Source organism: Actinomadura sp. SCN-SB (assembly GCF_043906805.1).
Lineage (GTDB): Bacteria > Actinomycetota > Actinomycetes > Streptosporangiales > Streptosporangiaceae > Spirillospora.
The window spans coordinates 162,549-174,968 of the sequence record NZ_JBIMPP010000009.1 but is presented as its reverse complement, the minus strand read 5'-3'; the positions used below and the strand labels follow the sequence as shown (position 1 = coordinate 174,968).

The 12,420-nt window shown below is 71.2% G+C and carries 7 protein-coding genes and 2 pseudogenes; 5 read left to right on the top strand and 4 right to left on the bottom strand.

Going from position 1 to position 12,420, the window contains the following annotated elements; all coding sequences use genetic code 11:
• Positions 1-238 precede the first annotated feature (238 nt).
• Entirely contained in the window at positions 239-823 is a 585-nt protein-coding gene (locus tag ACGWYJ_RS08660; protein WP_395105156.1) for a hypothetical protein, read from the top strand.
• A gap of 46 nt (positions 824-869) precedes the next feature.
• Here ACGWYJ_RS08660 and ACGWYJ_RS08655 read toward each other — a convergent pair.
• A pseudogene (locus ACGWYJ_RS08655) lies at positions 870-1,031 on the bottom strand (IS5/IS1182 family transposase); the annotation flags it as partial.
• Positions 1,032-1,037: 6 nt separating this feature from the next.
• Positions 1,038-1,334, bottom strand: a pseudogene (locus ACGWYJ_RS08650) (hypothetical protein); the annotation flags it as partial.
• Positions 1,335-2,361: 1,027 nt separating this feature from the next.
• On the opposite strand from ACGWYJ_RS08650, the gene ACGWYJ_RS08645 reads away from it, so the two are divergent.
• From ACGWYJ_RS08645 to ACGWYJ_RS08630, 4 genes are all read left to right on the top strand, one after another.
• A complete protein-coding gene (locus tag ACGWYJ_RS08645; protein ID WP_395105155.1) occupies positions 2,362-4,335 on the top strand; it encodes a fibronectin type III domain-containing protein in 1,974 nt (657 codons plus the stop codon).
• Between the two features lie 189 nt (positions 4,336-4,524).
• Positions 4,525-5,505, top strand: a complete 981-nt coding sequence (locus tag ACGWYJ_RS08640; protein ID WP_395105154.1) for an AAA family ATPase — start codon at positions 4,525-4,527, stop codon at positions 5,503-5,505.
• Between the two features lie 5 nt (positions 5,506-5,510).
• Positions 5,511-6,710, top strand: a complete 1,200-nt coding sequence (locus tag ACGWYJ_RS08635) for a DUF58 domain-containing protein (RefSeq protein ID WP_395105153.1) — start codon at positions 5,511-5,513, stop codon at positions 6,708-6,710.
• A complete protein-coding gene (locus tag ACGWYJ_RS08630; RefSeq protein WP_395105152.1) occupies positions 6,701-8,860 on the top strand; it encodes a transglutaminaseTgpA domain-containing protein in 2,160 nt (719 codons plus the stop codon). Before ACGWYJ_RS08635 ends, ACGWYJ_RS08630 begins: the two co-directional genes overlap by 10 nt.
• Before the next feature lie 26 nt (positions 8,861-8,886).
• Here the strand turns inward: ACGWYJ_RS08630 and ACGWYJ_RS08625 are convergent, their stop codons facing one another.
• Entirely contained in the window at positions 8,887-11,004 is a 2,118-nt protein-coding gene (locus ACGWYJ_RS08625; RefSeq protein ID WP_395105158.1) for a protein kinase, read from the bottom strand.
• A 168-nt stretch (positions 11,005-11,172) separates the two neighbouring features.
• Positions 11,173-12,306 (bottom strand): hypothetical protein, encoded by a 1,134-nt coding sequence (locus tag ACGWYJ_RS08620; RefSeq protein ID WP_395105151.1) that lies wholly within the window; start codon positions 12,304-12,306, stop codon positions 11,173-11,175.
• Positions 12,307-12,420: the final 114 nt, after the last annotated feature.

Below are 12,420 nucleotides of genomic sequence, written 5' to 3'. Positions count from 1 at the left end.
TAATCGCATCGCGGCCCGGCGCTTTCTCGCTCTGCTCATGGGTTCACGGTGGGTCCAATCCGGAATCCTCGGTTACCACGGGCGTCGACAGCTTGTCACCAGGCCAAGGGAGCGGTACCGGCGCCGGACGTCCCGAATGGCCGGCTTGAAGTCCGCTATTGAATCCACGGGAGCAAGGTCTTTCCACACTTCAAGCTATAAGGTCGCAGGATCTGGCCGGCGAGCACGGGAGGCGAAGGTGGATGATCCGGGCGAGCGGATGTTGAGGAAGTTTCTCGGTGTCATCTTGTTACCTTTGGCCTGCCTGGCCGGGCTTGCCTTCTCCATCATCGAAGGCGGGGACGCCTTGGCGGCCAGACTCGGCCACGGCGAGCATGGCACGTTCACCCCGACCCGCTGTGAACCGACCAGCAGCAGATGGGGCGACCCGACATGTACCTGGTACGGGATCTTCACTCCGCACAAAGGCTTCGTGAGACGCCACGGCGTCCGCCTCGTCGGCGGCGTGGCTTGCGTGGACCCCGCGATGAAAAAGGCGGAGTCCGACTTGGACCCTGAGTTGTCCAGAGACCCCGGCCTCAAGCAGGACCCGCAGTCGCCCGATCTGGACGGCTCGACAGATAACGAGCCCCCGCTACCAGATGCCTGCGCCTACGGCCAAGACCCCTCCGTCGAGGCCATCTATCGTGGCAATAAGGCATATGAAACCGGAAGCGACGCCTGGCCGCTCTTCCTGGGTTCGATGTTCCTCGCTTCCGCCCTAGGTTTGATCATTTCGGTATGGCAGATCTCGCACCGCCTGATCCGCTGGAAGCGCAGGTGACCGCGAAGCCAGATGCACCAGAGCCGAGCGACGTCATCCCGCCGTGGTCGGCCGGCGGCAACGTCCATGGACGACCTGGGCGGCCATCGGCGATCTGCGTACCGCCCCGCTGGGCCACCATGCGCACAAGCGTGCGGAACCGCCGTGACGACAGCCCGGTGAACGGGCCGATCCACTCCTGCTCAGCCGCTGTGATCACCTGACCCACACAAGATCATCGAGCAGCCACGGCCCGCGTTACGTGACAGCCTTCAGTGGTGGATAGAAGCATTCCGTTCCGCCGCCGGGGATGGGGCTGCACATCCGGCCGCCGGGTGTAAAGATGATCTTGTGGTGATTCGATGAAGCGTGCGGGGTAGCCGGCCTGGGCGGCTCGTGCGGCGCGTTCGCGGGCGCGTTCGTCCTCGATGTTGAGGATGGCCGGCCACAGCAGCTTGACCACCGCGTCGTCGGCGGGGAAGTGCCCGCGGGCTTTGGTGACCTTGCGGAACTGGTAGTTCAGCGACTCGATCACTTGCTCCCCGGCAAGATCACTTTCCACACCTGAGCGAATACCCTCTCGGTAGACGTCGGGCATGTGCAGTCCTGGGACTTCTAACAGGCCGATGAGCTTGTGTTCGTGGCTGAGGTCCGGGGCGAGGGCGGTGCAGTCGTGGGCGACGATCAGGACACGCCGCTCGGGAAGCGATTCGGGCAGCGGCCGGTAGATCCATGCGTTCGGGAGCGGGCCCGCGATAACGGGCGAGATATTTCGAGGTGAAAGGTCGCGGTTAGGCTGTCACGGTCCCAGCCGCGGGTGTCTTCGTCGTCGTTCTCGTCCGCTGTCAAACTCCAACTGGCGCTCGTGTTCGGCGCGCTGTGGGGAGGCTCGCGTGGGCGGTCACCACGGGGGCTCCCCGCTCAGTTGCGGATCGGGAGCGCGGTCGCGGTCGTGCTGTACGCCGCGTTCACAGTCGTCATCCTCGGACCGGATGACGTGCTGACACTCGTAGTCACCCGGGTAGTGCCCGGGTTCGAAACCCTCAGCGTCATCCTTAACGCCATCCCGCAGCAACCCTCTGACCAGTAAGAACACGATCGGAGGCGCGTGGTTTCCGGCTCCGGAGCGGTCTCAGGCGGATGCACCGCTCGAACACCTTCCGCCTATCAGCCTCAGCCATCGAAGATCGTTGGTACGGCTCCACGTGGGTTTACCTGCGGGCGGCGGTCACCGGGCCGTCTTTGTTCGCAGATCGGCGCCGGGGAACGCCTCCGGCCGGCGGTACCCGCCGGAACGACACGGAAAGTGGCCGACCGACCGTGATGAGTTATCCGAGCTGGAAGTGTTATCAGGTGTTCATGGATGTCTCTGTGATGCTCAGATAGCCTTATTTTGTTCATGTCGTCGGCTGGGCAAGGCCGCACCAGAGCGCCGATGGGTGGTTTCACGTGCCCGACCCGGTGATGAGGACTGGTGAATCGGAAGGACCACCGTGAGGGATCGACTCGCCGCAGTCAGACTCCGGATCCGCAGTGGCCTATCGGCGGGAACCGCGGGGGTGCTGGCGCTCGCATTGCTGGCGACCGTGTTCGGGGTCGGCGCCCTCGGCCGAACCGCCAACGTCTTCGACGGCAGCGGCTGGCTGTGGAGCAGCGGGAAGGCACAGGTCAGCCGGGTCAACGCGCAGACCGGCGAGGTCGATCTGCGCCAGCCCGTGCCGCACTCGCGGGGACACCGGGTGATCGTCACGCAGAACGACAGGTACCTGATCCTGCACGACCTCGACAGCGGCCGGGTCACCTCGGTGGACCTGACGTCCCTGGGCTTCTCCGGCCGGCTGGACGTGGGCACGCGGGGGAGCTTCCATATCGCCCTCAACGACAAGGACGCTTTTCTCATCGACCGGACGAACGGGGAGATCCGCAAGCTCGACCCGGCCACCCTGCAACCGGCGGGGCACGGGCTGCGCCTGCCCGGCCCGCTGGTCGGCGGGGAGTTCGACGGCAAGGGGGAACTGTGGGTCGCCTCACCGGGGCAGGGGACGGCCATCGGCGTCCGCCTGACCGAGGACGTACCGAAGGTGACCCACACGGTCCCGGTCAGCCGGCCCGGCGGTGATCTGGCGTTCACCGTGCTCGACCGGGGCGCGTTGGCGGCCGACCGCAAGGGCGGCCGGCTGGTGGTGGTCGACGGGGAGAAGAGCCGTGAGATCACCTCACCTGTGACGCTGACCGATGCGACCGCGCCCGATCGCACGGAGGGGTCGCTCGCCGCCGTCACCGTGCCGTCCGCGCGTGCCGTGGTGACGATCGACAATGTGCTGAGCGGTGGGACCACGGCGCGGAAGACGTCGGTGCACAGCCGGGTCCCGGGCCCCGCGGTGCCCTTCTCCGGACGGCTCTACGTGCCCGACTCCGAGGGACGCCGGGTGCGGGTGTACAAGCCGGGCGGCGCCCAGGTGAGCGTGATCACCATCCCCGGTGCCGGCAGCCGCGGCGGCGCCGGCCTGGAACTCCGGGTTCAGGACGCCAACCTGTTCATCAACGATCCCGACGGCCCCAACGCCGTCACCGTCACACCGCAGCACCAGGTCAAGGTCGTCGACAAGACAGAGGGGCCGTCCACCATCGGCGGCGAAGAGAAGCGCGACCCCGACCCGCCCGACAATCGCGACACTCCCTCCGGACCGCCGCAGTCGTCCGAGCCCCCACCGGAGACGCCCTCCACGCCCCCGGCGCAGCAGGGCAGTGATCCGCCAGGGGCGCCGGTACCGGTGGTCGCGTTGGCCGGTGACCGGCAGGTCAGGCTGTCGTGGGAGGCGGCGTACTCGCCGGACGCCCCCGTCACCGGCTACCGGGTGACGTGGGACGGCGGTGAGCGCACGGTGGCCGGTGACCAGTTGAGCACCACGGTGACAGGGTTGACCAACGGCCGTGCGTACCGCTTCCGGGTGGCCGCGACCAACCGCTTCGGCACCGGCGCCTTCGCCCAGTCGGGGCAGGTCACACCGGCTGCGGCACGCCTCGACACCCCCACCAGGGTCAGCGCGGAGGTAGTGGCGAACGGTGCCGTCGAAGTGTGCTGGGACCAGGTCACCGGGGCCGACCAGTACGTCATCACCGCGACCAACCACGCGGGCGGCGCGAGCTACCCCTCACGCACCTGGGGCACCTCACCGGTCGTCTACGTCGACGGGCGGCCCAAGGTGCAGATGACCATCGCCGACATGCCCGACGGGTCCTGGACGTTCACCGTCGTCGCCCGTAGCGGCTCCGGAGTCAGCAGCGGCACCAGTGCCCCGAGCAACAGCGTAGTGATCTCCTCGCCGAGGGCCCCCAACCCCGGCGGTGGCACCCCCAACCCCGGCGGTAGTGCCCCCGACCCCATCGAGATCGGCGGTGGGGACACCACCCCCATGCCCGAGAAGACCATCGGTCCCGGGGTCGGTGGTGGGGACGTCATCTCCGTCGACCCCGGCGGTGGTGGCTCCGGCGCCCCCGGGCAGATCCCCGGACACCTCCCCGGCGAGTGATGGTCGACGGTGGCGATCGGCCCGCCGTCTCACGATGGCGGGCTCGGGGGGATTCCGGACGGTCCCACCGTGCCCGGACGGCGCGTGACGACGGGACGGCCGGTCATCGGGACGACAGTGGACGCCCCGCGGGCAGCGGGGCGACGTGAACGCCAGAGTTGGGACTCAGTGAACGACACTTCCAGACCGTTGACTCCGAACGAGGCCGCCATCGCATCCGACGAGGCGGACCGGATCGCCACCGCCATCGAAACGGTCGTCCTCGGCAAGCCCGACGTCGTGCGGCTGGCACTCACCGCACTGTTCAACGAAGGGCACATCCTCTTCGAGGACGTGCCCGGAGTGGGCAAGACGACCCTGGCCCGCGCCATCGCCGCGGTGATGACCGGTACGTGGCGGCGGATCCAGTTCACCCCCGACCTGCTGCCCTCCGACGTCACCGGCGTCACCGTCTTCGACCAGGCGACGGGCCGGTTCGAGTTCCATCCCGGTCCGGTGTTCGCGAACGTGCTGATCGCCGACGAGATCAACCGCGCGTCCCCCAAGACCCAGTCCGCGCTGCTGGAGGTGATGGAGGAGCGGCACGTCACCGTGGACGGCAGGCGGCACCCCGTGCCGAGGCCGTTCCTGGTCGTCGCGACGCAGAACCCGGTGGAGATGGACGGCACCTACCGGCTGCCCGAGGCGCAACTCGACCGCTTCATGGTGCGTCTGTCACTGGGCTATCCCAACGCGGCCGTGGAGGGGGCGCTGATGCGCGGCGCGGCGCGGCGTTCCGCGGACGAGGTGGAGCCGGTGACCGACGCCAAGGGGATCTCCCTGATGGGCGAGCTGGCCAAGCGCGTGTACGTGCACGACTCGGTGTACGACTACGTGCTCAAGATCGCGCGGGTCACCCGGGAGCATCCCGCGCTGCGGCTGGGCGTGTCCCCGCGCGCCACGGTCGGGTTGATCCGCGCCGCGCAGGCGCATGCCCTCGCCGACGGGCGGCCGTTCGTGCTCCCCGAGGACGTCAAGACGCTGGCCGGGCCGGTGCTGGCGCACCGGCTGATGCTGACCTCCGATGCGGCGCTGCGTGATCTGACCGCCGACGCACTGCTGGAGCAGATTCTGGAGACGACGCCGGCGCCGCAGCCCGGAGCGGCGTACGCGGCCGCCGAGCGCGTCTGAACGCCATGCCGACCCAACGGGGACTGCTGGTGGCCGCAAGCGGCGCGGCGCTGCTGGCGGTGGGCCTGCTCCTCGGCTACAGGGAGCTGGCGCTGCTCGGCGCCGTGGCCCTGGTCGCCGTCGCAGCCGGGATCGTGCAGGCCGGGTGGCCCGCCCGGCTCCGGGTTCGGCGTCTGGTGGCCGACGCCCGGGTGCGTGAGGGGGACATGATCAAGGTGACGCTCGATGTCGCGGCCGAGACGCGTGGCCGCAGGCCACGGCGCGTCCTGGTGGCCGCGGAATGGGTCGACGGTCCGGACGGCCTCGTACGGCGGCCGCTGCCGGAGCTGCGGGCGCTCCCCGCCCAGGCCGGCTACGAATTCCGCGCGGGCCGCCGGGGCGTGTTCGACATCGGCCCGCTGGAGGCCGGTCGGGTCGACGCGCTGGGCTTGGCGAGCAGCGTCCGCCGCCACGGCGAGACCACACGGGTGCTGGTGCACCCACCGGTGCACCCGATGCGCGCGGTCCCGAACGGCGCGGTCGTCGACCCCGATGGGCGGCGGGACGCCGCCGACTCGGGCGGCCTGACCTTCCATGGGTTGCGGGAGTACGTCCCGGGCGACGACCTGCGGCGGGTGCACTGGCGCAGCTCCGCGCGGCAGGGGCGGCTCATGACGCGCGAGCACGTCGACACCTCACGGCCCCGGATCGTCGTCCTGGTGGACCGGCGGGTGACCGGGCTCGGCGAGCTGGACGAAGTGGCGGCCGCCGCCGCGTCGGTACTCGTCGCGTCGTGCCGGGCCGGGCTCGGCGTCGAGCTTCAGCTGATCGGGGGGCGCCGTGCCGACGGGAGGACCGGTCTCACCGCCATGCTCGACCTGCTCGCCGAGATGACACCGGCGACGGCCGCCCCCGCCCGCCCGGGTGACCGACACGAGCCGTCCGCGGACCCTCCCACCGCCGCGGGTTCCGCGGACCCCGAACTGGTCACCGCGTGCCGGCTGCTGCGGCTGCGCCCGGCCGGAGACGTCGTCGTCCTGATCAGCGCCGCCGCCGATACGGCGGACCTGGTGGTGCTCGGCGAGCTGCGCAACTGCTACGCCGCTCTCGTCGTGGGTCTGATCGGCGCCACACGCGATGTGGCCATGCCGGGGCTGCTCGTCCTGACGGCCGCCGATGCCGGGGAACTGGCCCAGCGCTGGGACAAGGTACGAGAGTGGCGGTGAGGGCCGGCGCCGGTCCGCCGGGAGGCCGCGGCGGTGCCATCGCGGCGCACACGGCGCTGATCATGGCGGTGGGCGCCCCGGCGCTGGTGTTCGCCCCCGGCTACGACGAGCCGGCGCCGGTGCTCGCGCTGCTCGGATGTGCGGCGGCGCTGTCGGTGGCCGTCGCGGCGGGTCTGGCCGCGCGTCTGTCCGCCGCCGGCGCCCTCCTGTGCGGGCTGCTGGTGCCCCTGGCCTGTGTGACGGCACTGGCGGCATGGCGGCCGGGGCCGGTTCCGGGCGCGATCCCCGGGGCGGCCGACGCGTTGCTGCATTCGGGCGCCCGCATCCTGACGACGACTCCCCCGGCGCCGGCGACCGTGGACACCCTCACCCTCCCGCTGCTGGCGACGTGGCTGGCCGGCGCGGCGTCGGCGTCGGCGTTGCGCAGGGCCCGCCCGCTGACCGCGCTGCTGCCACCGGTGGCCCTGCTGACCGGTGCGGTGGTGCTGGCCGGTCCCACCGACAGGCCAGGCCATGGCGCCGTGGCCATCCTGGCGGCCACCGCCGCGATGCTGCTGGGCACCGTGGCGCCCGCAGGCTCCGGCGGTGGCCCGTTCAGGCGTCCCGACACCCGCACGGTCATGCGGACGCTGGCCTCGGCCGCCGCGCTCGCCGCGCTCGCCGGGCTCGCCGGACCACCGATCATGGCGGACTGGTCGCGGCGCCCCCCTGACCCCCGGTCGGTGGCACGGCCGCCCACGGTTTCGCAGGACCTCGTCAACCCGCTGAGCTACCTGCCGGCCTGGGGGCGGCGGCCGAACGAACGGCTGCTGCGGGTACGCGCCGACCGGCCCGTCGAGCTCCGGTGGGTGACGCTGGCGGAGTTCACCGGCCATACCTGGCTGCCCGAGGCGGCGTACCGCCCGGCCGGCGTCCGGCTCCCGCCACCGAGTCCGGTGCCCCGGCGCGCCACCGCTCACACCGCGGACATCACCGTAGGGGATCTGCCCGGCCCCTGGCTGCCGACCACCGGATACCCGCGCAGCGTGCGGGGCCTCGCGGTGGCCTACGACCCGAACTCGGGCACGCTGGTGACACGCGGCGGGCAGAGCGCCGGACGCCGGTACGCGGTCACCGGTTCGGTGCCGGACTGGCGGCCGGCCGACCTGGCCGGCGCGCTGGTGCCCACCGACCCGGCGTTGCAGATCTATCGAGAGCTGACCCCGGAGCCGCCCGCGCGCATCAGGGACCTGGCCGTGCTCGTTGCCGGAAGGGGCGCCCCGTACCACCAGGCGGCGCGGCTGGCCGAGTACCTGCGCGAGCACTACGTCCTCGACAACCGGGCCCGGGGCGGCCACGGGTACGCCAGCCTCGCCTCGTTCCTGGTAGCCCCTGGCGGGGGGCGGCAGGGGGCGGGCACCGCCGACCAGTTCGCGAGCGCGTTCGCCGTTCTGGCACGCGCCGCCGGGCTGCCCAGCAGGGTCGTCGTGGGATTCGGGCAGGGGCGGCCCGACGGATCCGGCCACCGGTGGATTCACACCGGCGACGCGGTCGCCTGGGGTGAGATCTACTTCAAGGACGTCGGCTGGGTGCCGTTCGACGTCATACCAGGCAGCCGGACCACCACCGGTTCGCGGGCCGCCCCCGAGGGGGCCGTACCGAGCACGAGGCCGAACAGCCGGCCGTCCCAACGGCCCTCAGCCGGGCAGCCGGCCGGACCGGGCGTGTCGGAACACGGCACCCGGGACGGCGATCGCGGCACCCGGATGTGGGCGCCGATCCTCGTGGCCGCCGGAGTGGGACTCCTCGTGTCGCCGCTGCTCGCCGTGCCGGCGCTGCGCCGTCGCCGAACTCGCAGACGGCTGCGCCGGGGTGCGCCCGCCGAGCGGATCCTGGGCGCCTGGGCGGAGGCGCTGGACGCGCTTCGCCTGGCGGGACGACCCGTTCCCGCGGCCTACACCGCCCAGGACGTCGCGACCCGGTATCCCGATCTGGCGTGGCTCGCCGGGCAGGTGAACGCTGCCGGCTTCGGGCCGCGGCCGGCGGCCGGTCCGGGCGACGCGGCGGCGGCGGCCGACCTCATCAGCACCTATTCCCGGACGCTGCGCAGGTCACAACCGCCGCTGCGCAGACTGCTGTGGTGGCTCGACCCTCGTCCCTTGTTCTGGTGATCGCGGCCGCCTGATGACGCGAGAGGTCACGGGGTGCGCGTGGTGCAGACGGGCTTGGTGGCGGCGACCTGGTCGATCGAGAGGATCGCGACCACGGCGAAGCAGTAGTCCACGGTCGGGTTCAGCCCGCTGATCTCGGCTTTCGCGGTACCGGCCGCCGCCTCGGCCAACCTGGTGGGCGTCCGCCCCCGGGGGCCTCCCACCACATAGTGGGAGGCCGCGCCGTCACTGGCGTCCTCCCACGTCAGCACCACCGCGATCTGGCGGTCGACGATCCGGACCCGCCGCGGGGTGTGGCCTCCCGCTTTTCGCACCGTGACCATCGTGCTCGGCGAGGCACCCGTCTTCATGGACGCCTTGGCCCCGCCATCGGACGGGGGCGGCCCCCCGCGCAGCCCGAAGACGGCGTACAGGATCAAACCGAGCACCGCTCCGCCGATCGCGGCGGATACGTACGCCGAGCGGCGGCTACGGGGATAGGCGGGCTGGACGGGCGGGACGCGGTGTCCCGGCGGGACGTCGTCCTCATGGTGCCGTAGGGGGACGTGATCGGGCTCGGGCGGCGCCTCCGCGCTCATTCCCGGCGTGCTCGCGGTCGCGATCGGGCGGGGCTCACCGGACACGGCCGGCCGGTGCTCCTCCGCCGCGAAGGGCTGGAACGCGGGAGCCGGGGAAGGCGGGGCTTCGGACGCCCCGAACGGCTGGGGATCCGGCGCCGGGACCTCGGACGCGCCGAACGGCTGCGGATCGGAAGCCGGGAAGAGCGGGGACTTGGACGATGTGCGGGGCCGGGACGCGGGCGCCGGCGACTGCGACTGTGACTGCGACTCCGGAGCCTCGGACACCGCGAAAGGCTGGGGCGCGGGCGCCGGTGACTGCGACGGCGACTGCGACTCCGGAGCCTCGGACACCGCGAAAGGCTGGGGCGCGGGGACCGGGGAGACGTCGTCGGTAGGCGGCGCTGCCGGCTGGACCCGATCGCCCTCGGCCTCGCCTTGGCCCGGTTCTCGCCCGGTCGCCTCGTCCAAGTCCAGGATGAGTTCGGGATGGCGTTCCGGCGGCCGCGGCTCCCCGTCCGGGTCGGGATCCGGCGCGTGCCGGTCCGTGAACGTCAGCCACTCCTCGTCCAGCCAGGACTCCCCGGACTCGGGCGCCGGTTCGGGACGCGCCGGTTCGGCGGACTCCGCCTTGGCGGGCGCAACCGGATCCGTCTCCGGAGGCTCGGGCGATGGCGACGCGTCGGGCTCCACGTCGAAGAAGCCCCATCCCACCGTCGTCCCCGGTTCGGGCCGGGCGGCCTGCTTCGGTTCCGCCGCGGCCGACCATGCGGCCGCCGACAGCGCCAGGGCGAACTCCTCACCGTCGCCGAAACGGCGGTCGGGGTCGCGGGCCATGGCCCTCGACAGGACGTTCTGGAGTGCGTCCGGCACGTCCCCGCGCCGGATCATCGGCGCCGGGTCCCTCAGTACCCGTTCCCGGTAGATGACGACATCGGGCTCGGCGCCACCGGGGTCGGCGAAAGGTGGATAACCGGCCAGCAGTGTCCACATGGTGGAGGCGAGAGCGTAGATGTCGGACGCCGGTGACGCAGGGGATCCCTCCAGGATCTCGGGCGCGAGGTGACGGATCACGCGGACACCCAAGGCGTCCGAAAGCTCCTCCGGCGCGCGGCAGACGGGGAAATCGGCCAGCAGGGCCCCGGCCTCACCGCGCAGTACGTTGCCCGGTGTCACAGCCCTGTGCAACTGGCCCGCCGCATGCGCCGCCGTCAGCGCCGTCACCACCGCGGTACCCATCTGGACGACCTCATCCACCGGCAGCGGGCCGCGGGCGGCCAGGATGTCGGCGTAGGACCCGTCGGGGCAGTACTGCATCGCCACATAAGGCCGGCCCGTCGAGGTGACGCCCGCGTCGAAGATCTCGAGGATGTGCGGATGTGCGCCGAGGCCGAGGGTGACGGCCCATTGCTCGTCGTTCACCGGCGCGGCCGATCCCGGCCGGTTTCGCCGGAACACCTTGAGAGCCGCCGGCGCGTCGGTGCCGTCCCGCAACGCGCGGTAAACAACGGCGGTTTGCCCCCGACGCAGCACGGAAAGCGAGTCATAACCGGGAACCAGGCGAGTGACGACGTCGTCACCCTTCATCCACGACATATCGGAGACTCCTCCCCCGCGCTTCCCAGTTTCCGGAACCCTTGAGGAAATGCGGCACCGCCCGGCATACCGCCCTAGAATACGGCTTCTGTCCGCTTTTATGGCTCAATCCGGCCGGTCGTTCGCTTCCCTGACCCGTGACGCGGGAGGGCGGGCGGCTCAGACCGGCTGTACCGGCCGTATCTCGGCCGAGCGGGGCGTGGCCTTCAACCCGGGCAGGCCGGTGGTAGCGGCGCGCAGGCGGGCCACCGCCTCCTCGCCGAGATCGGACAGCATGATGTCGTAAGCCATGTCGTTCACCGCCTCCGGGCCCAGCAGCCTCTGGACGACGGCGGCAATGGTGTCGGTCAGCACTCTCTCATAGGCGGGGAACGCCACCGTGCCCGCCACCGCCGGGTTCCATTCCATGTCCGCGCCCTCCGCGAGGTGGAACTGGAGCGCCCCGGTCACCGGGTCAAGGTGGTCCAGGTCGATCTCCGCGGCCACATGGCCGCGCGCCGCCAAGGTCCCCTCCTCGGTGAAGAGCAGCACCGGAACGGTGAAGCCCACCCGCTCGGCGGGAGTGCGCAACCGGGGAATGGACGGCAGAGGCGGGACGTCGACATGGGCCAGGGCGGACAGCATCCGGAACGTCGCCAGGCCGAGCACGCTGTTGAGCGCCATCGCCGTGGCCCGGGTCACCGTCTCCGCCTCTCCGGGCTTGCGCGTGAGATAGCCGGCGAAACCGTACGCGAGAATCCGGTCCCGGACCGGGGAGCGCAGGAAGACGCGCAGGCGGACGCCGGTGACGGGAAGCTCGAACCATACGTCCGGGTCGTCGATCGCGGTCCAGACGTATCGGTCCTCGACCCGGCTCAGCTTGGCCGTCAGGCTCAGCCGGTCCTCAACGCCGGTCCGGGTCAGCGTCAGGACGTACAGCTCGCCGTCCAACTCGACGATCACCTCGTCGCGGAGCACCACCGCCAGCGAACGCGCCGACTCGTTCAGGCTGTGCAACGTCTTGCGGGGCATCCGGGTGACCAGCAGGTTGCGCGCGCCGGCCTTCCCGTCTCCCCCGGACGCGACGTGCTCGATCTCCTTCTCGGCTTGCCTGGCCGTGTAGTTGCGCAGGCTGAACGCCACCACCTCGTCGTCGGTGCGCACACCGCAGGTGGCCTTCAAAGATTTCTTGGCGCTGAGCGGAAACGGCAAGTTCTGCCTGACGTACTTGGTCGCGTCCACGAACAACGGGACGTCGTCATCGAAGAGACGCAGAACATAGAACTCTTCCTTGATGTGCGTACTTCTAGCCAACGTCCACCTTCTTCGTGTCCCCTCCACCGACCGTCGGCCAATCGCCGGTTATGTTGTAAGCCTGGCCGGGTTCGGCACCGATCCATCGTCATGACCGTTCGGGAGCGCGCCGAT

Excerpts from the sequence above, each read along its gene's own strand:
- ACGWYJ_RS08635 (WP_395105153.1), top strand. The coding sequence starts at position 5,511 with ATGCCGACCCAACGGGGACTGCTGGTGGCCGCAAGCGGCGCGGCGCTG.
- ACGWYJ_RS08625 (WP_395105158.1), bottom strand. The coding sequence starts at position 11,004 with ATGAAGGGTGACGACGTCGTCACTCGCCTGGTTCCCGGTTATGACTCG.